Source organism: Absiella sp. AM09-50 (assembly GCF_003433845.1).
Taxonomy (GTDB): Bacteria; Bacillota_I; Bacilli_A; order Erysipelotrichales; family Erysipelotrichaceae; genus Hoskinsella; species Hoskinsella hominis.
Window position 1 is genome coordinate 93,672 of record NZ_QVFI01000011.1, and the last position, 21,619, is coordinate 115,290.

19 protein-coding genes and 1 riboswitch are annotated in these 21,619 nt (G+C 34.8%); of the genes, 11 read left to right on the forward strand and 8 right to left on the reverse strand.

The window, feature by feature from the left end; all coding sequences use genetic code 11:
- Position 1 precedes the first annotated feature (1 nt).
- Both DW114_RS11040 and DW114_RS11045 read right to left on the reverse strand, forming a co-directional pair.
- The gene (locus DW114_RS11040; protein ID WP_117453811.1) at positions 2 to 658 is read right to left on the reverse strand and encodes a GyrI-like domain-containing protein; all 657 of its coding nucleotides are present in this window, start codon (positions 656 to 658) and stop codon (positions 2 to 4) included.
- Between the two features lie 59 nt (positions 659 to 717).
- Positions 718 to 1,611 carry a helix-turn-helix transcriptional regulator gene (locus DW114_RS11045; protein ID WP_117453812.1) on the reverse strand — a complete coding sequence of 298 codons (894 nt, stop codon included), beginning with the start codon at positions 1,609 to 1,611 and terminating at the stop codon, positions 718 to 720.
- A 132-nt stretch (positions 1,612 to 1,743) separates the two neighbouring features.
- Between DW114_RS11045 and DW114_RS11050 the strand changes: the two genes are divergently transcribed.
- Together DW114_RS11050 and DW114_RS11055 are read left to right on the forward strand one after the other, a co-directional pair.
- The gene (locus tag DW114_RS11050; RefSeq protein WP_117453813.1) at positions 1,744 to 2,046 is read left to right on the forward strand and encodes a hypothetical protein; all 303 of its coding nucleotides are present in this window, start codon (positions 1,744 to 1,746) and stop codon (positions 2,044 to 2,046) included.
- Positions 2,047 to 2,164: 118 nt separating this feature from the next.
- Positions 2,165 to 3,010, forward strand: a complete 846-nt coding sequence (locus DW114_RS11055; protein WP_117453814.1) for a DegV family protein — start codon at positions 2,165 to 2,167, stop codon at positions 3,008 to 3,010.
- A 149-nt stretch (positions 3,011 to 3,159) separates the two neighbouring features.
- On the opposite strand, the gene DW114_RS11060 is transcribed toward DW114_RS11055, so the two are convergent.
- Positions 3,160 to 4,827 (reverse strand): plasmid pRiA4b ORF-3 family protein, encoded by a 1,668-nt coding sequence (locus DW114_RS11060; RefSeq protein WP_117453815.1) that lies wholly within the window; start codon positions 4,825 to 4,827, stop codon positions 3,160 to 3,162.
- Between the two features lie 120 nt (positions 4,828 to 4,947).
- Between DW114_RS11060 and DW114_RS11065 the strand changes: the two genes are divergently transcribed.
- Positions 4,948 to 5,391 carry a nucleoside 2-deoxyribosyltransferase gene (locus DW114_RS11065; protein WP_117453816.1) on the forward strand — a complete coding sequence of 148 codons (444 nt, stop codon included), beginning with the start codon at positions 4,948 to 4,950 and terminating at the stop codon, positions 5,389 to 5,391.
- A gap of 22 nt (positions 5,392 to 5,413) precedes the next feature.
- On the opposite strand, the gene DW114_RS11070 is transcribed toward DW114_RS11065, so the two are convergent.
- Positions 5,414 to 7,147 (reverse strand): GNAT family N-acetyltransferase, encoded by a 1,734-nt coding sequence (locus DW114_RS11070; RefSeq protein WP_117453817.1) that lies wholly within the window; start codon positions 7,145 to 7,147, stop codon positions 5,414 to 5,416.
- 289 nt (positions 7,148 to 7,436) lie between these two features.
- Between DW114_RS11070 and DW114_RS11075 the strand changes: the two genes are divergently transcribed.
- Positions 7,437 to 7,877: a DUF4143 domain-containing protein gene (locus DW114_RS11075; RefSeq protein ID WP_158552238.1), complete on the forward strand. Its 441-nt coding sequence runs from the start codon at positions 7,437 to 7,439 to the stop codon at positions 7,875 to 7,877.
- A 40-nt stretch (positions 7,878 to 7,917) separates the two neighbouring features.
- Here the strand turns inward: DW114_RS11075 and DW114_RS11080 are convergent, their stop codons facing one another.
- From DW114_RS11080 to DW114_RS11090, 3 genes are read right to left on the reverse strand one after another with little or no spacing between them, the layout of a single operon-like run.
- Complete coding sequence (locus DW114_RS11080; protein ID WP_117453819.1) at positions 7,918 to 8,283, reverse strand: VOC family protein; 366 nt, start codon at positions 8,281 to 8,283, stop codon at positions 7,918 to 7,920.
- A gap of 38 nt (positions 8,284 to 8,321) precedes the next feature.
- A complete protein-coding gene (locus tag DW114_RS11085) occupies positions 8,322 to 9,923 on the reverse strand; it encodes a hypothetical protein (RefSeq protein ID WP_117453820.1) in 1,602 nt (533 codons plus the stop codon).
- Positions 9,913 to 10,620 carry an ABC transporter ATP-binding protein gene (locus DW114_RS11090; protein ID WP_117453821.1) on the reverse strand — a complete coding sequence of 236 codons (708 nt, stop codon included), beginning with the start codon at positions 10,618 to 10,620 and terminating at the stop codon, positions 9,913 to 9,915. The genes DW114_RS11085 and DW114_RS11090 overlap by 11 nt, the downstream gene beginning before the upstream one ends.
- Before the next feature lie 147 nt (positions 10,621 to 10,767).
- Between DW114_RS11090 and DW114_RS11095 the strand changes: the two genes are divergently transcribed.
- The 7 genes from DW114_RS11095 to DW114_RS11125 all read left to right on the forward strand — a co-directional run bounded on the left by DW114_RS11095 (position 10,768) and on the right by DW114_RS11125 (position 19,472).
- On the forward strand, positions 10,768 to 11,451 hold the full coding sequence (locus DW114_RS11095) for a response regulator transcription factor (protein WP_117453822.1): 684 nt from the start codon (positions 10,768 to 10,770) through the stop codon (positions 11,449 to 11,451).
- Positions 11,448 to 12,695, forward strand: coding sequence for a HAMP domain-containing sensor histidine kinase (locus DW114_RS11100; protein ID WP_117453823.1), 1,248 nt, complete (start codon positions 11,448 to 11,450; stop codon positions 12,693 to 12,695). The genes DW114_RS11095 and DW114_RS11100 overlap by 4 nt, the downstream gene beginning before the upstream one ends.
- 78 nt (positions 12,696 to 12,773) lie before the next feature.
- A complete protein-coding gene (locus DW114_RS11105) occupies positions 12,774 to 13,535 on the forward strand; it encodes an ABC transporter ATP-binding protein (protein WP_117453824.1) in 762 nt (253 codons plus the stop codon).
- 2 nt (positions 13,536 to 13,537) lie between these two features.
- Positions 13,538 to 15,901, forward strand: a complete 2,364-nt coding sequence (locus DW114_RS11110; protein ID WP_158552239.1) for an ABC transporter permease — start codon at positions 13,538 to 13,540, stop codon at positions 15,899 to 15,901.
- Between the two features lie 65 nt (positions 15,902 to 15,966).
- Positions 15,967 to 16,138: riboswitch (Lysine riboswitch) on the forward strand.
- A gap of 70 nt (positions 16,139 to 16,208) precedes the next feature.
- Positions 16,209 to 17,597: a YfcC family protein gene (locus tag DW114_RS11115; RefSeq protein WP_117453826.1), complete on the forward strand. Its 1,389-nt coding sequence runs from the start codon at positions 16,209 to 16,211 to the stop codon at positions 17,595 to 17,597.
- A 12-nt stretch (positions 17,598 to 17,609) separates the two neighbouring features.
- Positions 17,610 to 18,770: a M20 family metallopeptidase gene (locus tag DW114_RS11120; protein WP_117453827.1), complete on the forward strand. Its 1,161-nt coding sequence runs from the start codon at positions 17,610 to 17,612 to the stop codon at positions 18,768 to 18,770.
- 120 nt (positions 18,771 to 18,890) lie between these two features.
- Positions 18,891 to 19,472, forward strand: a complete 582-nt coding sequence (locus DW114_RS11125; protein WP_117453828.1) for a hypothetical protein — start codon at positions 18,891 to 18,893, stop codon at positions 19,470 to 19,472.
- 36 nt (positions 19,473 to 19,508) lie between these two features.
- On the opposite strand, the gene DW114_RS11130 is transcribed toward DW114_RS11125, so the two are convergent.
- Positions 19,509 to 21,467 (reverse strand): penicillin-binding transpeptidase domain-containing protein, encoded by a 1,959-nt coding sequence (locus DW114_RS11130; protein WP_117453829.1) that lies wholly within the window; start codon positions 21,465 to 21,467, stop codon positions 19,509 to 19,511.
- Positions 21,468 to 21,619: the final 152 nt, after the last annotated feature.

Below are 21,619 nucleotides of genomic sequence, written 5' to 3' on the forward strand. Positions count from 1 at the left end.
ATCATTTTCTCCTTATTGGGTGACGAATCACCGTTTTTAAATTTTCTGGTTTTGATTTATTTGGATTACTTAAATATATTTCATGATGCATTCTGGGCTGCCCTGTGTTATAGATGCCTGTAAAATCCAGTTCATAGCCTTCAGCTTCCATAAAGGCATGCATCTTTTCAATAGATGCTGGTTCATCATCGTAACAGCCTTTGTGCATGATTTGTACACATAAACCTTCTTCAAGTGTCACAAACTTCGCAAGTGATACATCAAGCTGTGGTTTTTTCTTTTGTGTCTGTGCACATGCCCATTCAAATATTTCCTGATTGACAAACTCAGGTAAACGAATGAAAGCATACCAGTGAAAGCTGTTCTTTTGTGTAACATCAATTCCCTGTATGTCATCCATCCACCAAAAACCTTCTAGTGGTGGCACAACATAATCAAAATATCCTTTGATATGCATAGAATTTTTTTTACTCATTTTTATGGTATAACTGATGCCATATAGAATCTGTAAAGCATTGGCATATGCGCCATCTGGCTCATTTGGATTGCCATTTCCTTTGACCATCACAAAATTCATGGATGGAACCTGAATCATCATTGGTTTTGTTTTCAGTATATATAAATCTTTATATGCTTTTTTATAATCAAATGTTTCCATACAAGTATCCCTTCTTTCATCTCTACTATATCATTGTATATATGACACCTCATGTCATGTTAAAGATAATTACTTAATATCTTTTGTATACGTAGAATGACGCCTTCTTTGATATGGGCAGGGGAAAGTACAGTTAATGCTTCGCCATAAGAAATCAAGACTCCATAAGTCATTTCACAATCTGGCATTCTGCATTTAATCAGATAATGATCTTCTTTTACTTCAATGCTATCACGAGGAAATTCTTCAAATACACGATATCCCATGGATAAATCAATGCGTAAAACAACATCTATACATGTTTGCTGGTATTGTTGGTATGGATGATTTACTTCTATCAATTCACGAGTGAAATGCTGTGGCAATATTTTCAGATGCTGCATACGTTTGATTTTAAAAGTACGCTGGGCTTTTCTTTCCCTGCAATAAGCGACAAGATACCAGGCCTGTCCTTTGAATAAAAGCTGTAATGGTTCTACAGTGCGCTGTTTGCTGTTGCCTTTTGCATCATGATAGAGAAAGGTAACTACCTGATGTTTTAGAATTGCGGATTTTAAGCTAAGAAATAAATCATCATGATCTTCTTCCTGCCAATTGCGAAAATCTACCTGAATCCATGGGATTTCCGGTTTTTGAAAGATGGCACTTAGTTTAGATAATAAAGTATCAGATGCTTCTGGATCTACAATTTGTTGACTACGTAAGGCAGCTAATAATTTTGCTTGTTCATCATCACTGAAAAAGCTTCGATTCAAGATATAATCCTCATTTAAAAAGATACCGCCGTTTTTGCCTTTGTTGGTATATATAGGGATACCGGCAAGCGTCAATACATCTAAATCACGATAAATTGTACGGACACTGACTTCAAAATGTTGTGCCAGATATTTCGCAGTTGTCTTTTTGTTTTGCAGAAGGATATATAGTATTTCAAATAAACGTAATGTTTGCATTATGATCACCTGATACTATCGTAACATAAATATATGACATCGTGTGTCATATTCAAAAAAATAAATCAAAGACTTTATTAAAATAACAAATGGTGTTATGATTGCACGTGTAAAAAGTTGGGAGGAAATAAAATGTTGGAAGCTATCAGAAAAGAAACGATTTTATCTTACGTATCAGAAGCTTTTTCACAGCAGGATGTAGAAGATGCTTCTTTTATAGAAACTATTGGCGACGATCCACAAGCGGATATCTGGTTAGTGGAAATGGATACTGGAGAAGAATACTGGGTCGTAGATGATCAAAGTTCACTTCATTTATTTCATAAAAGCGGTATCTTACAAAATGCACAACGTGCATATGATACTTATCTGGAAACATTAGAAGAACAAAACAAAGAAGTGGAAGTACCTGATCGTTATCAATATCTAAAATAAATATATTAAAAATAAAAAAATTGATTTTTACTGGATAAAATTACCTTTTTGTCTAAAAAAAGAGTAAAATATCCTTGTAGGAAGCCATGTGTTAACACATGAGAAAAGAGGTACTGTTATGAAGATAGCTGTATTAACAGATACAGGAAGTGCATTAAATGTGATAGATGCACAAAAATATGGACTGTATCTTCTGCCACTTCAGGTCATTGATGAAGAAGTATCCTATCAGGATGGCGTAGACATCACGACGATGGAGTTATATGAAAGATTAAAGAAGAATCATACACCAAAAACAAGTATGCCAATCTTATCTGTGATTGAAAATCAGATTGCGCAAATCAAAGCAGATGGATATGATGCGATTCTTTCCCTTCCATTAAGCAGTGGATTATCATCAACATATAATGCAATTGAAGTATGTGGCAAAGATTTAGGCATACCGGTTGTGACAATTGAGAATTACACAACCTGCGATTTGCAGGGTTATGGCGCAATACTAGCAAAACATTATGTGGATGAAGGAAAAAGTATAGAAGAAGTAAAGGCGCTGGTAGAAGAAAAAGTAAAGACAAGTGGTACATTGATTCTGCCAAATGATTTACAGCACTTAAAACGAGGTGGGCGATTAACGCCACTTGCGGCAGCTGCGGCAGGTTTATTGAAAATCAAACCCATCTTACGTATTGATCCACAAACCAATGGAAAGATCGATGTATTTGAAAAAGTACGTACAGAGAAGAAAGCAATATCCTTTGCAGTGGATTATATCATTGATCATTTACATGGAAAACCGGGGAAAATCTTCGTTATTCACTCAGATTGTTTAGATCGTGCGCAAGAGGTTAAACATATGTTGTTGGAGAAAGATCCTACCTTAGATATAGAAACAAACTATATCAGTGCTGTGATCAGTGCACATACAGGACTTGATTGTATTGCTATTCAATACATTGAAAAATAGGAAAATAACATTTCTGAATATGGGTCCTTACTTACAATTGGATATCTAAAATAAAAAAGAGATTTCTAAAATGACTATACATATAATCATTTAGAAATCTCTTTTCGTATATACCCTAAAGCAATAAAGAATCTGAATAAGAAATATTATTATGCGTCAAATTTTTTCTTTCCATGATCATCTTTCTTCAGTGCAAGACTGTCTTCAAAGATATCATTTAAATCATCTGAATCTAAATATTTTGTGATGAACTCCTGAAATGCCATCAATTCATTTTCATCCATACTTTCCATGAAATCATAAAATTCTTCACCACTTAAATGAGCCAGAGTATCTAATATTTCTATATCTTTTTCATCGATATCTGGAAGCAGCATCGTTTCAAACTGGGTACGGAAAGGTTCCATCAATAACATGATACCTAAATCTTCACAAAAAGCACTTAACATAAAACGCATATTTTCACTATTCACTTTTAATGTATCCGGAATACCGTTTTCTTTGAAAAATTGTGCAAGTGCCTGTAGTATCTGGATATTGATCTGTACCATATCACCCAATAGTTCATGCGGTAAGGTAACCTTCGCATTGACTGTATCTGATTCAATCAATAATAAAACATCATAAGCTTTGTTCATCATCATTGGACTTGGAGCACTTAAAACATCGCATAAAACCGTACCTGCATGATGTACGCCTTCACGTTCAATCTGTTCAATTTCCTTTTCATCCAAATGTACAAGATCACGTGTCGCATGTAATCGAATCTGCTGTTTAGATATTATCCAATCTTGATGATTATGTGTCGCATGCAGGCATTCATTTGTTTCATAAGAAGGCAAAGGTTTTTTCCATTGGGATAAAATCTCTTCAATACCTTGTAGAATATTTATGACCAATAAAGCATCATCATTATTTAAATCGACAGGAAAATAACCAGTACGCAGTATTTTTATCGTTGATTTTCCATCAGAGCAGTTCCACCCAAGATTTGGTAATTCTTCTTCATTGAATATCACACAAATGGTATTGGCAAAGATATTACAGGAAGCCTGAGGGGATACATAATCAACGCCTTGTAAATACGCTGTTTCATCATCATAAATCTGTAAGACGATATCATTATCCATACGATTAAAACCGATGTAATAAGTCATATCACTTTTTTCCATCTCAATTAAAGAAAGTTCGCCTATATCTTTTGTCATCAGTGTTTTACGCAAGGCAAGCATGCTTTGATCTAATTGTTTTTCTATCTCTTTATCCAAATCTTCATGAGCTTTTATGATTTCACTTAATTGTTCTTTTACATAATATTCATCAAAAGGAATATGTTGCATTTTTAACCATTGCATCAGTTCTTTCTGATCTGCATCTTTTTTATCCTTAGAACGTTTTACAATTTCTTCATAACCCTCAACATTACCAGAATCTTCCGCAAAATTATCACCTTTCCATTTGATCAACACAGGATAATTTTCTTCCATTTCAATTTCTTTTTCCACAAGGATCGCATGATCCCACCAGTCACCGAAATCATAAATATATTGAAATCTTGTGCCTTCATTTAAAAATTCATACAGATAATGATCTTCCGTAAATATATCATCCAGATAGTTCGTTTCTACACCTGGTCCTAATATTTCTAACATTTGTGAAGCAATCCTAAACTTATATAAATGTTCATCCATCCACCCAAATAAACGTTGAATTGTTTCGTGCAATTCGTTAAAAGTTAAATCTTTTGGGACGTTGACTCTTCTCCAAACAGGGGGCTTCGCACCCTTCATTGATATTTTTAATTGGTAAGCATTCATATGATCACCTCCTGAGGTTATTGTACCATGTACCCTTCTTTGTGTATACCATAAAAAGTGTTTTTCTTCGCTTTTGTAAGGAATTATAGTATAATCGTAACAGAAAGTTGAGGGATATACATGAAAGTTTATATTGCAGGTTCGCTGTTTAATGAAGCAGAAAATGCACAAAGAAAAAAAGAAGGAAAGCTCATGAAAGAGATGTTTCCACACCTGGATATCTTTAATCCAGTCGATCAGCCTTTCAATGAAAATAAACAATCACTTCCTACGCCAATCGAAATATATGAAGCAGATACGAAGGCAGTAGAAGAATGTGATATCTTCATCGCAGACTTAACAAATGAAGATGCCGGGGTGATGGTAGAATTGGGAATTGCAATCAAAAGTAATACAAAAATCATTATTGGCATGAATAGTGATATACGTTTGATGAGCGCAAATCAATATGAGATACCAACTTATGGAATGAATCATTATGTGTTAGGCGCCATTTTGAAACACGGCTATTTTGTACATAGTTTTTCTGAGGCAATGAGTAAATTAAAAGAGCTGGGTATCTAAAAAAGAAGCTAATTTCTAGCTTCTAAAGGGTTTCATTGATATACAAATTTGAATCATGTAAGGAAGCGCCATGTAATGATGCCATCATCATACAGGTTGCTTCTTTTTTTCTGCCTGTAATTTCAGTTTGTAAATCAGTATGTATGATAATTTTTTTATCACTTTGTGATAGGGCATATAACATGTTGTTACATGCGTTTGTATCTTCGTAGATAAATTCTAATATATCTGTTTCATCAGCATGTTCTTCCTTTACGATATACCCAACAGCTTTTCCCTGTACTTCAAAGACTTGTATATCCTGATGCCACAAGTGCGCATTTGGCAAAAATAGATTTTCATAATAGGCAAGATCTCGGATACGATAACCATTTTTATCTTGTACATAAATTTCATATAAGGATAATAATGTCTTTATATCATACGTTGAAACAAATGCCCCTTCCCCTTGAGAATAAGCATCTTTTGATAACTTGATCTTCGCAAATTTATAACATTCTTCAAATCCAAATGAACGATAAATATCCCAATTATATGCCTGTAGAATCATATAATTCTGAGTTTTTGAAGCCTGTGCCATCGCATATTGAAGCAGCTGTTTCATATAAGCGCATCCTTCATATTCTTTATTTGTGGCAACACCCACCACAAAGGATACATCTTCTTTTTTTCCATTCAGCATCAAGGAGAGTGGACGCAGCTGCAGCATAGAGATAAATTCATCCTCACTGACACATACATAACAATCCTCCATATGATAGAAGTGTTCAAAATAATAATCAGTTGATGTAGATGTTTCATCTTCAAAGTTGGATAACCATAAGTTTTTGATGGCGGATATATCTTCAGGAACTGCTTTTCTTATGATAATTTTTTGATAACAGCTGCCAAATTTTCTAGTTTTCGATATTGGCTGCATATCTGTTTTGGCTTTCCTTAATTCTGGTAATCCCATATCATCTTCACGATTGACATATAATACCGCATCATCTAGTGTTTCCAAAAATAATTTTAAGATGGCAATATACAATCCACGAATCTGTTTATTCGCTTTTTCCACATGAATTTGTATTGTATCATGTGATACAAGGGAAGTGATATTGAATGCTTCCAGTTTTCCATCAATATAGATACAACCACCCATTATAGGTAATTCTTCCATATGTTCTAGTAGAAAATGAATGCCTTCTTCTTCCACATCGATGCTGTCCATCGCTTCTTTTTGCTTTTTCCAGTATGCCAGAAACTCATAAATATGAGGGATATCTTCTTTATCCAATGTTTTATAATGATAACGACCTTCGTATTCTTTTTCAAATGCATGGAAATGATTTCTTCGTTTCTGCATTTTCTTACCCGCAAGTGTTTCCTGCTGTTTACGATCATAAATATAGTCACGTGCGTTATAACAGTCCCATATCAAAAATTCATTTGGATATGTTTCCTGCAGCCAGTCCTTGAATTCTTTGATCATAGAATGTATTTCAAAACTAATATGTTCCTGTTCACTTAATTCTTTTTTTTTATCTACTGCTTCTTTACGATATTCTTTCTTACAATAAGGCATCAGCCAGACCGGTTCACGATGAGGCATCTTATTGTATACAAGTGCAAAATGTTCATAACAGCTGAAATAAACAGGATAGCTGCCCTGCCACATCAACATGGTTACTATGTTAGAGTTATATTCGTTATAATCAGCGTCTTTGATATATGGTTCCAGTTGCTTATAGTTTTCTATTGTTAATCGTTCCATATGACCTCTCTTTATATTTAACGTGTTCATTATAAGCGTATCATTGTAAAATTACAAGATGTTTGCTTCGCTTATATGCGCCCTATATGTTACCACGTTTTATCTTTTTTATGCACTTTTATGAATCAGGATTTGATATAATGAAGAAAGGATCGGATGTGAAGGCATATGATCGTAGATCAAAGGATAATATTAAGAAATCAAGATGTATGTAGAATTAGAAACGTAAATCATTTGTTTTAAAGTTTCTTTATTATCAATTTCATCTGAGGCCTGCATTAGAAAATCTGTGCATCGTTTAAAATGTATTGATTTTCCTTTAGAAGCATATGAGCAACTGTCAATATTCAAAGTGTATATGTTTGATACAGGACTATTGATTTCACTTTTCAATGAAGCTGTCATTGCGAAAATTCATACGGGAGATTTGGGAATATTTAAAGGAGCGATATATGAAAATATGGCTGCGCAAATCATGTATGCCAATCATAAGGCTATGTATTATTTTGAACCCAATACAAGTTCAGAAATAGATTTTGTGACATATTGTGGGACTGAAATTACCCCCATTGAAATTAAAAGCGGTGTAAATACACGCTCTAAAAGCTTTGATAATTTCGTGATACAATACCACAGTAAGATTGCTTATCGCTTTTCAGAAAAAAATATTGGAGAATCCGATGGTGTGATTCGTTATCTTCCAATCTATCTATTGCCGTTTATATTTTAAAAAAAACGAAGGTGAGTTTTCACATTTCATCTTCGTTTTCCTATTTATGTTGTGGAACGATTTCTAACCAGTAATCATCAGGATCATGGATGAAATAGATACCCATATCCTTATTTTCAAAACAGATACAACCCATTTCTTGATGTAAGGCATAAGCTGCATCAAAATCTTCAGTAACAAAGGCAATATGACTTTCATTTTCACCTAAATCATAAGGCTGAGGATGATCTTTTAACCATGTCAATTCTAATTCAAATGGTGTTTTACCATCACTTAAATAACATAAGGTAAAATCCGGTGTTTCTTTTTTTGAGACCACCTTTAAACCCAAAGCTTTTTCATAAAAAGCAATACTTTTCTCAAGGTCTGTTACATTGATATTACAATGTGCAATGTGAAATTCCATAAATGAACCTCCTTCTTATGCATTCATTATACCGAAAATCATTTTAAATGGAAAGTCTTAGGCGCAAAATGCCAAACAAGAGGCAAGGCAATCATGAGATATAAGATGGTGGCAGCTAATACCCCGAGAGAGAAATATAAGTTTCCTTCTAAGTTGATACATAAGTAACAAAGCACATAGATGGCGCCATTTACGATATTCATCAAAGGATTTTTAATTTCCAGCTTTTCATCATAAGGCTGAGCGATATAATAGATAAACAGATAATGAACAGAAAAGAAAATGGATAATATAAACATGGTGATATGAAATAAAGCGATTGTCTGAGGTGTGAAAGAAATATGATAAACAAAGCAGGTAACAGTGATCAATATACATAATAATATCGTCACAGGCAGATTGTATAAAATTAAAGCTTTTAAGCGGATACGAAAGTTTGTAAGAATAGCCTGTGGAGTACGATAGTAACCATAATGCAACAAAGATGCATCACAATTCATAAACATGGCTTTACATGTTCGCTGGGAGATGTTTAACATATACAGGAAAAATACAAAGGGTGGCATTAATTCTAAGAGGTCACTCTTATCAATAGGATCTTTTATAAAAAAGGAGGAGAGAATCACACAAACCATAATCACCAATAATATAATGAGGCGATGTTTGATGGGCTTATAAATCAAGCGTTTATGGCGTTTAAAGAATAAGGCGTTCATAAACTGATATCCATGTTTTTTATGATGAATATTTTGTTTTAGTTCAGATTGACTATAGTCTTTTTCATTTAAGGCAACATCTAATGTTTGTACATTGGTGTCGTTGTTTAAGCCCATAGACAGATAGTCCTGTATGATTCTGCGCATGACTGCTGTGTAAGTGTTTGTTGTTTTCAAATAACGATAAGCAAATACAATACCAAGCAAAGAAAGAAGGGTGAAGATATACATACACATATATCCAAAAGATATTGTGATTTTTGAAAATAAGATACCATAAGCAAGCAATAGACAAATCATGAGAAAGGCTGGCTTGTATGCTTTATGGAATAAAATAAAATTGTGGTAACGTTCATAAAGAAACAGATAACATGCATCCATCATCAGATGAGAACAAAAATAGACAACAGCAATTAATAGTGCATATACCGGAGAAATCATTAAAATCATACATATGGGTAGGGAACTAATTCCTAAAGATATGGTATTGATGGTATATGTAAATAAGGAATGGTGCAGCATATAGCGTTTTGATTCCATATGCAGTTGCTTGATCATAATAAGTGTTTCATCATCACATGTCCACATTTTACTGTTGGTACAGGCGCCAAGTATGGTTAATATCGTAAATGTTAGAAAGAATACCTGTTGCATTTGAACACGTGGGATTGGATCTTGTTTAATATATAGAAACATAATGGGAAGCATATAAAAAATGAAAAGATATAAGAAGTTTTTTAGGGCGGACCCCAATATGGAAAATATAAAAGTGATGATACTTAATATTTTCTTTAAACGGATGAATTGATAGATACGTGATGGGATTTTTTTACCAAGAAAAGGCAGCTTTTGAAGAAAATAGAATAATCCATTGACCTTTTTGGTCATGGATACATGATACATGAAAATGATATCATGCCACATGTTCTTCATCCCTTAACATTTCCACAACACGTTCTTCAAAATCCGGACTGTTTAATAAATCATGATCTAATAAAGTTAAACTGCCATTATTCAATAGAATGATCTCATCACATAAATCTGTCGCAAGCTGTAAAACATGGGTAGAAAACAATAAAATATGATCTTCCTTCATCTGTAGAAGCAAATGTTTCATTTCACTAGCAACTACAACATCAAAAGATGTCAAAGGTTCATCTAATAAGATGATATCCGGATGTGAAATAATAAAGCTTAACATCTGAAGCTTATTTTTCATTCCATGACTATAGCCTTTGATCAAACGATGACGATCATCTTCATCTATGCGCATCAAGTCAAAATAATCATCAATATTAATTGTCTTTTCTAAGCGTTGTTCATTGATATCCATATAGAACTGTATAAATTCATAACCAGTCATAAATTCTGGCAGAATTGGCAGACTGTAGGCATATCCGATATCTGATTCTATGATATTTCGCATGGTTTCTTTTTTTTCAATCTGAATACTGCCTGTACAATCGATTTCCTGTGCGATACAGTTGAACAGCGTTGTTTTTCCACTGCCATTGCGACCCAATAGACCATATATTTTTCCTCTTTCAAAAGTAAAACTGCAATCTTTTAATACTTCTTTATCACCATAGGATTTTTGTACGTGATCTAATATTAGCTTCATAATAGAACCTCCTGTTTTTATTAAATGATAAAGTTAATCAGATAGTTTGTCAATCAAATTATTCTTGATACAGTAAATGGGCTTGTTGACACATGTTTAGATTCAAGCTACAATACGATTATAAAATAAGGATAAGGGGAAACAATCATGGAGCATATACAATGTCTGATCGTAGATGATGAAATACCTTTGGCAGAAAGTACTGTTGAATATTTCAATCTGTTTGAGGTAAGCAGTGAGGCTGTTTTTGATGCAGAAAGCTGTTTGGCTTTTTTGCGTACACACACGGTGGATTTGATACTTTTAGACATCAATTTAGGTGGGGCTTCAGGGTTTGATTTATGTAAGGCCATACGTTTAGAGAGCGATGTGCCGATTCTGTTTATCAGCGCAAGACAAAGCGATGATGATATTATTTTAGCACTGAGTATTGGCGGAGATGATTATATACGAAAACCATATTCCTTAAGTGTACTGTTGGCAAAAGTAAAAACTGTGTTAAAACGCTATGGTAGTAAAACGGTAAAGAGGTATGATGATGGTTATCTATCTGTAGACTTTGCACTGGAAAAAGTGGAAATCATGAACAAACCGATAAAGCTAAAAGCGATGGAATATAAGCTTTTAAAATATTTGATGGAGCATGCAGGCAAGCGGGTAGAAAAAGAAGCAATCTTTCGTGATGTATGGGAGGATAGTGTAACATTGGATGGTACTTTAAATGTGCATATCCGCCACATTCGTGAAAAAATTGAAAAAGATCCTAATCATCCTCAATATATCCAGACCATTTGGGGTGTTGGGTATATGTTTCAGGGAGAATACTCATGAAGCATAAAATGATGTTTGGTTTATGTGGGGCATTGTTACTGATACAAATAGTTTCGATTTATTATATAGGGGAAAAAGCACCTACATTAGATATGGTAAAAGTAAATGAAGTAATACAGCAATTGATAACATCATGGGATCAACAAGAAGATGTTTGTACAATTGATGCTGATTTTTCTTATGTCGTGTTGAAACCTTCGGGAAAAAGACAGTGTGGTTATGGAACGAATTTGCCAAAAGATCTTCATGAGGCAATCAAGCAGCGTACAACCATGGTGGATATTCTTGATACACAGCATGTCTATGGAAAACTTGTCATTATGAATGATCAGTTTACTATGCAAAAACAACGCCTGCAGCATATCGTCATGATGATGTCTATATTAGAGCTGCTCATATTTATTCTTTATTATGTTTATTTACAGAAAACAATGATAAAACCTTTTCAAAATTTACAAACATTTGCCAAACATATCGCACAAGGCGATTTGAATCATCCATTACCCATGGATCAAAGTCATATATTTGGTGCATTTAGTGAAAGTTTTGATATGATGCGCGATGAATTATGCAAAGCCAAAGAACAGGAACGAATTGCCAATGAGAGTAAAAAAGAGCTGGTCGCTAAACTCAGCCATGATATCAAAACACCGATTGCCTCCATTGAAGCCGTATCAGAATTAATGAGTGTAAAGAGTAAAGATGAAAAAGAAAAGCAGCAGCTGGCAGTGATACAGGCAAAAGCTACACAAATTGATGCATTGATCAATAATTTATTTTCTGCGACATTAGAGGAATTATCGCATTTAGATGTACATATAGAAGAAATGGAAAGCACCAAATTGATTGATATGATAAAGCAAGCAGATTATCTACATAAGGCATGTATCGATGAAACAAAACCATGTTTAATCTATATGGATGTATTGCGATTACAACAGGTATTTGATAATCTATTTGCGAATGCTTATAAATATGCGAAAACAGATATGAGTGTATCCTTTGCATACGAGGATGATTTTTTATGTATCATGATACAGGATTATGGTCACACATTATCAAAAGATGATTTACCATTTTTATTTAAAAAATATTACCGAGGAAATAATGCATCCCATGAAAAAGGGGCAGGACTTGGATTATATATATCCCATTATCTGATGGAAAAAATGAAAGGCAGACTGGAAGTGGAATTAAATGAACAAGGTTGTTGTATGAAGCTTTATGTAAAACTTGTGAATTAAGGAATGATTAAGAATTGGATAAAGACTGTTAAGGTTTCTCTATGATAAGATTTGTTTGTAAGAAAGGATGTAAATATTATGAATGAAAAAATCATCATCAAAAGTGAGAAGCTTTGTAAGAGTTTTTCCAATGGCGGAATACAACAACATGTTTTAAAAAATTTAGATATGCAGATATATGAAGGAGATTTTACAGTGATTATGGGGCCATCTGGTGCTGGAAAATCTACATTATTATATGCTTTAAGCGGGATGGATCGTCCAACGCTTGGAACAATTGAATTTTCAGGTGAACGCATATCGGAAAAGAATCAGGATCAACTGGCACTTTTTCGCAGAAAGCATTGTGGCTTTGTATTTCAACAGATTTATTTAGTGGATGGCATGAGTATTATGGATAATATTTTAGCTGCTGGGTTATTGGTAAATAAAAATAAACAACAAGTATTAAAACAAGCGAAAGAAATGTTAAAAAGTGTTGGATTAAATGAGCAGATATGGCATAAGTTTCCTACTCAGTTATCAGGAGGTGAAGCACAACGTGCAGCGCTCATCAGAGCGATGATCAATCAGCCGGATATCGTATTTGCGGATGAACCAACAGGACAATTAAATTCACAAAGCAGTGATATGGTTTTAAATACCTTAACTCAAATGAATGAAGCTGGACAAACGATCGTTATGGTAACACATGATTTAAAATCAGCAAGACGTGCCAATCGTATTTTATATTTACAGGATGGCTTGATTCAGGGAGAGTATCATCTTGGAAAATATCAGGGCAGTGATGAAAAACGTCATGAAAAGCTGGCAGCATTTCTACTTGAAATGGGGTGGTGATGATGTCAGTGATGCTACTAGCAAAAGCTACCTTTCAAAAAAACAAATCACAGATGATTGGCTTTATGTTATTGATTATAATATCGAGCGCACTTATGAATTTAGGGCTTACTACATTTTTAAATTATCCTCAGCTATTTGATCAATACGCCAACGATATGCAAAGTGCAGATGTCATTACCACCATACAAAACAAAGATGAAACGTATATAAAAACGTATCAACAAGAACTGCTTCATGATCCTGATACAAAACAGATGGAGCAACGAAATGTTTTGTTTTTTGCAGGTAAATGTCAATATCGAAACAGTGAAACCTTACGTCAATTTGCGGTGTTGAATAAAAATGATAAACAAGAAATCGGTAAAATATCAATGATGGAAGAAAGCAATAAATCTGTGGAGCATGGGATATATTTGCCATATTTATTTCATACAGGTGGTCAATATAATTTACTGGATGATTTTACGTTAACCATCATACAAGATGGTAAAGAGGTCACATTCACCTATCAGATAAAAGGCTTTTATGAGGAAATGATGCTTGCGACAATTAATTCCTCCACAACCGGCTTATTATTAGATGATGAAGAATATCAAACAGTATCAAAGCGCTTGTCACATACCATTGATGCGACGATGTTTTTAATGAAAGTGAACCAGCATGATCAAAATAGTGAGTATGCGACAAGACATTTACCAACCATCACTTCCACTAATCCATCCATTCGCTCTGATATGAATTATTATGAAACAATCAAACAATCAAGAACACTGACATCTTCTATTGGCGCTACTTTGATTATCGCTTTTTCCATGATCATGATGGTTATTTTAGTGATTGTGATACGTTTTAAAATACAAAATACCATTGTGGAGGATATGAAAAATATTGGTGCTTATAAAGCTATCGGATATACAGGAATACAGATTCTATTATCGTTGATGCTTCCATATTTAATAATTGGAGGAATTGGCGGTATTCTTGGAATTGGATTATCCAATCTGTTATTACCATTTCTATCTTATATGTTTGCCATTCAAACAGGACTCACATGGCATCAGGGACTTGATGCGCTTTGTGTAAGTATGACCTTGCTTTTTCTAATGCTGATTATCTCCCTCATCACAATGGTAACATCTATGAAGGCCAAAAAGCTGACACCAATTGTGGCGTTGCGAAGTGGATTTTATACACATAATTTTAAACGGAATCATGTTCCATTAGACAAACATAAAGCAACGTTAACGGTTTTATTGGCAATGAAAGCCTTGATTCAAAATCTGAAAGCAAACGTTATGGTAAGCATTGTAATTAGTGCCATTGCATTTGCCAGTGTTTTTGCGGGTGTTTTATTCTATAATATTTCGTATCAGTTTGATAACTTTTTATTTGCCAGTTCAGGAGATATTGCAGATATTATTGTGGAATCAAAAACCCATGAGGATCATTTACGTCTGAAAAAGGATTTAGAAAAAATATCCGGCGTTGATCATAGCGTGGATTTTTATACAGACAATGCTTTTCAATGTGGGCATGAGGTAGTCATCTGTTATACCAGTGAAAACTTCCTGCATTTACGTTCTCAACAAGTCTTATATCAGGGAAGATTTCCAAAATATGCAAATGAAGTAGCAATCGGTGGATTATTAGCTTCTAAATTACACAAAGAGCCTGGAGAAATGATTACCTTAAAAAAGGGGGATAAGGAACAGGAGTATTTGATTACCGGTTTGATTCAGGGGGCAAATTATATGGGGCATGATGTTGCCATCACAGAAGAAGGGTATCGATTATTTGTCAAAGACTATGAAGCTAGAACATTAAATATCTATACCAAAGATAAACAAGAAATTGAGGATACCATACAATATATCAAACAACATTATTCCTCAAATATTATCGGTATACAAAATAATCGCAAAGTGGTAGAGGCGTCGATGGGGTCTTATCGAGATATTGTCAGTGCGTTGGTATGTGTGATTGCGGGTATCACCCTATTTATTATCATATTGATTATGTATCTTGTACAAAAGACATCCATCCTGCAACGGAAACAAGAGTTTGGTATTTTAAAGGCCATTGGTTATACATCGAAACAATTGATTCATCAAATTGCATTAACATCACTTATGGTTTTTGTGATTGGCGCTATGACAGGAGCAATCCTTGGATACTATCTCATCAACCCATTATTAAGTATGTTGTTATCCTATATTGGTATGATGAAGGTTCAATTTGAAATACCATGGATGATGTTGATTACCATTATTTTACTTATTTGTTTAACTGGGAGTGCTTTAGCTATGTGGATTGCAAGAAGAATCAAAAAAATATCACCGTATTTATTAGTTAATGAAAATTAAACTATGAAAAAAGTGGTGTCTGTCTTGCAAATGTAGACAAATAATGCTAAAATGTCAACGTCTTGTGTTTAAGAAGAGGCGCGTTGATTATGAGTATGATATCGGAGATCGAAAGTCTGTGAAGATATCAGAAAGGATGATACGCCGAAGCAGATAGGTCAAAGTATCTGCTGGGGGTATGTTGAAGAAGCATGCCACTGTCTTTATGTTAAAACATAAAGGAGCGCTATCTTAAAACATCAAAGTTATCTTCCAAAAGGTCTTTGCATGTTTTAGGGTGCAAGGACTTTTTTATTGGAGGAAAATTATGGAAAAGAAAAAGAAAAAGTTTCAAATGCCGCATGCATATGTCATCATCTTTTTAATGACTATGTTAACGGCAGTGCTGGCAAACATCGTACCTGCAGGAGAATTTGAGAGAATCGTAGATGCAGCAGGCAACACAATAGTTGTTCCTGACAGCTATCATGCGGTAGAAAAGGTAGGATGTTCAATTTTTGATATGTTTAAATCCATTCAGCTGGGATTTGTGGATGGTGCACAGATTATCTTCTTTATTATCTTTGCATATGCATTTGTTTATATTTTGATTAAGAATGGAACCTTTGATGCAGTCGTAGGATTTATCTTAAGAAAAATCGGTGATCGTATTGAATTGATTATCCCTGTATGTATGATTACTTTTGGTTTACTTGGTAGTACCATGGGAATGTTTGAAGAAACGTATGGATTGATTCCGGTATTTATTTCCATTGCGGCAGTCCTTGGCTATGATGCAATCGTTGGTGGAAGCATTATCTATCTTGGTGTTGCGATAGGTTTTGCGGCAGCAACCATCAATCCATTTACCGTAGGAATTGCTCAGGAAGTAGCGGGTGTGACAATGTTTTCCGGGCTGGGATATCGTATTGTCTGCTTTGCTGTATTTATGGGAATCAGTATCTGGTATGTATGGCGTTATGCACATCGTGTAAAAAAAGATCCAACAAAATCAGTATTATATGGCGCAAAAGTTGAAATGCTGGAAGTTGGCTCAAAAGATGAATTAATGAAATCAAAGTTCACATGGACACATAAAATCAGCTGCTTGATGTTTGTATTTACAATTGCGATGCTGTTGATTGGTACCATCAAGTTTGGATGGTATATTGATGAAATAGCGACATTATTCATTATTATGACAGTTGTGACAGGCTTTATTTCTCGTTTTACCGCAAGTCAGATTGCAGAATTCTTTATTGAAGCAAGTAAGGAAATGATGTATGGTGCATTGTTAGTTGGTGTCAGCCGCAGTATTCCTGTGATCATGGATAATGCACATATCATTGATACAATTGTTTACTGGCTGGCTAACCTTTTATCAAACTTCCAGGGAATGTTAAGCGCAATGGGTATGCTGTTTGTTCAAAATATCATCAATTTCTTTATCCCAAGCGGGGCAGGACAGGCACTTGTGACGATGCCGATTTTAGCCCCAGTAGGAGAGATGGTAGGTGTATCCCGTCAGGTAAGTGTACTGGCATTTCAGTTTGGTGATGGATTCTCCAATATCTTCTGGCCAACCAGTGTATTCATGATGTGTGGCATCATGCGTTTGCCAATTGATCGCTGGTATAAATTTGTGACACCTTTATTTGGTTTACTATTTATCGCATCTATGGTTTTACTTGGTGTGGCAGTTGTCATTGGATATTAAGGAGAAAACGATATGGAATTAAAAACACGTTTATATACGATAGAAGATGAATGTGCATCATTGATTGAAGAAGTCAGTGAATACATTTATGAACACGCAGAACTTGGAAATGAAGAATATAAATCAAGTGCTTATTTGGTGGAGCAATTAGAAAAACAAGGATTCACGATTACTTATCCTTATCTGGATATCCCTACAGCATTTCGTGCAGAGCTTGTTTGTGGAGAAGGTCCTAAGGTAGCATTTCTTGCGGAATATGATGCACTTCCAGGATATGGGGAAGATAAATGTCAGGTAGCACATGCTTGTGGACACAATTGGATTGCGGCATCTACATTTGGCGCAGCAATATCCCTTGCACATATGAAAGATGTTATTTCAGGTAGTATTGTGGTCATTGGAACCCCAGCGGAAGAAACAACAGGTGGCAAATATGATTTGGTTGAACGTGGTGCTTTTGATGATATTGATGCGGCAATACAAATGCATTTAGGTGCTGAAAATAATATCCATGTGGTCACATTGGCGATGGATTCCTTAGAATTTAATTTTAAAGGAGTTGCGGCACATGCGGCTGCTTATCCTGAAAAAGGCATCAATGCACTAGATGGTGTACAGCTGATGTTTGCGGGAGTGAATGCTCTTCGTCAGCATATGCGAAGTGATGCCAGAGTTGCAGGTATCATTACAGATGGCGGTGTCGCATGTAATACCGTACCAGATAAAGCTGGCTGTCGTTTCTATATCCGTGCAAAAGATCGTGCATATTTAGAAGAACTTACAAAACGTATCATCAACTGTGCAAAGGGTGCAGCATTGATGAGTGGCGCAAAACTGGAATATCATAACTTTGAAAATTCTTATGATGACCTTGTTTATCATGAAGGACTGCGTCAGCTATTGAAGGAAAATCTGATGGCGCTTGGTGTGAATGATTTTGTGGAAGCGGATGAAGAAGCCAGTGGCTCCAGTGACATTGGAAATGTATCCCATGTTTGTCCATGTGTATATTGTGAAATTGATACAGGCGCAAATCCTAAAGTATTTGCCCATCATGAAGATTTCTTGGCATATGTACATGGGGATAACGCAAAACATAGTTTACATACAGCCACAAAAGCAATGGCATATACAGCTTTACAAGTATTTTTGAAACCAGAAATTGTAAAATAAGCAAAGAGATAGAAATCCAGCATGTAAAGAAAGGATTTCTATCTTTTTCTATTGAACTTTTATAAACAGGTGGTATATTATAAGTAACATTGAAACAGTGAAATATCTGGGAGGTATTTTATGAATATCGTCGTAGGAAAAAAATTAAATCGAAAAAACGTTGGAAAGGAAATGGTACCTGTCACATTAATTGCCTTATTACTTGCATCATTATTCTTTGGATTGATGAAGTTAGAAGTATGGATGTTTTTTGCTATGTGGATCATCTTCTTTTGTTTATTATGTTTGGCAATGCTGCCTGGGGCATTTAAACAGTATTGGTGTATCAGTGAAGATAAAATCATTCTTCAAAATGATAGCGTGATCAATAACGCAAAGATTATAAAAGCTTTATTTCATAATGAAAGTGTGGATTGTTACTATGTGTTGAAAAAACAAGATATTGAAAAAATCGAAATTCGCTATATCAAAAATACGATCGCAGGCCCGGCAAAACGAACACCGGATACATTCTATTTCAATCTGTATTCTGTCTATGGGAAGAAACGTTTCAATCTTACGAATTTATCAGAAGAAGAAGTCAATCAGATCATGCTGATGTTGCCAAAGCTTTGTGAACATATCATTGATGAACAACAGGTATTGTATGCTGTCGAACATCATTTAAATTTATATGATTTTATATATCAAAATAAAGCATAAAAAAAGTCTAATCCTAATCGATTAGACTTTTTATCATTATTGAAGTGTACGCCACAAAGCTTTCATTAATGGTGTAACGTATAAACTGCCGTTACGATCTTCTGCATTATCCACCATTAAGGTAATTGCATAATCTTCATTAGCACTGCACAGCCATCCGATTTCTTTTTCATTGACCTGTGCGGTTCCGGTTTTACCTAATGCTTTTGTAGGATTTTCTGAATCATAACTGTGATAGGTGTTTGTTAAAGCTTTCTTTAATGTTTCTACTGTTCCAGAGGAGATAGCATCTTTCTTCCATGTTTCTGCTTTTCCATCCTGATAAATCAAATAAGGTTTAGGAATACTTCCATTATTTTCAAAGGATGCATAAAATGCGGTTAAATGAAGTGGAGATATTTGAAGTTTTCCCTGTCCATAACCTGTATCCGCTAATGTGATATCTTTCTTTAAATCACTTTCTTCACCATAACTGCTTGCGGGAATCGTGAATGGGAAATCCATTTGATCGTTAAACCCATAACTGTTTAATTTATCTGTATAGGTTTTGATGCCCATCTTTAACGCTACTTTTGCGAAATAGGTATTATCAGAATAAATCAGGGCATTTTGCAGATCAGCTTTGCCATCATATGCAGCAGTTGTCTTTACAAAATAATCACCCCAGCTATTATCTTTCTGCCATTTTTTATCTTTTGCCTGTCCCATATCCTCATCAGCTGTAATGGTTTTAGAATCTAGTGCAGCTGCCGCAGTGAATGCTTTAAAGGTAGAACCTGGGGTATATAAACCTGTGAAACGATTTTCTAATGGTCGGTTCTTATCATTATTCAAAGAATCCCATTTGGCAGTTGTCATACCCAGTGCAAAATCATTTGGATCATAACTTGGAGTAGATACAAGGGCTAAGACTTCTCCGGTTTTTGGCTGCATCACCACACCAGCCCCCTGATCATTTTTTAATTGTTCATATACTTTTTTCTGTACGTCAACATCAATTGTCGTTTTGATATCTTTACCGTTTTTTACATCACGTTTCGCAATGGTATCCACAACATTACCATCTCTTACCACAAGGATGCTTACCCCGTTTTGTCCACGCAAATCTTTTTCATAGATACTTTCCAATCCGGTTTTTCCAATCAGTGAATTGCTGTCATAACCTTCGCCTTTATGTTTTTCTAATTCTTCCGCATTAATCGTCTGTACATAACCGCTTAAGTGGGAGCATATTTCTTTATAAGGATATATACGGGCACTTGTTGTTTGTGTTGTAACCCCGGATAAATCATCAATTTTGATATCTGTATCTTTGGATATCGTTTTTACAGGTACAAATAAATCATCTTTTACCCAGCTTGCTTGCATAGCATTTTTGATACTGTCAACATTAATATCCAAACGTTTCGCTAAAGTAGAAAGATCTTCCTCGTCCTTTATTTTACCTGGCACTACGCCGACAACGATTGCTTGATCATCACCTGCAATAACTTTTCCATTGCGATCAAGAATACTGCCACGTTTTGCTTCTTCACTGGATATCTGAATGCCATCGCCATTTTGCATCTGTGGGAATATCTGGGCATAACTCCAGCTGATTTTGTAGGTGTCATCTTCTTTGACAATCTGTACAGACTGATCAAAACTAACATTTCCAGCAAGGGTATCTGCGCTGAAATGATAGGCAGCTGTTTTACCGCCATCACCATCTACAATATCCTTGGTTTCAATCTTAAGCTGGTCTGCTTCTATTCCATTATAAATGTTTGTATATTTATTAACGAATGTATCGTGATCAGTTTCTGACTTTGATTTACTGTCTAATAAATTGTACATGGCTTCATAATCTTTTTTCTCCCATGCTTTGCTGTATTCATCCCATGCTGTTTTCGCAGATGGACCTGAATTCAACAAGAAGAATGCGCCAATGCCTGCCGCAATGATCAAAATGGCCGCAATCGATGTAATTGTGATTTGTTTCTTTGTAAAGTTCATAAAATACCTCCTTTTCTTTCTTGTATTGTAACATTTTATAGAAGCAAGTAAAAGAAAAAAATCTCATAATATTCTATGAGATCCTCATTGGAATTATAACTAAATGATAATGCTGATATATGTGGGTAAATTATTTAGATAATATACCGGCA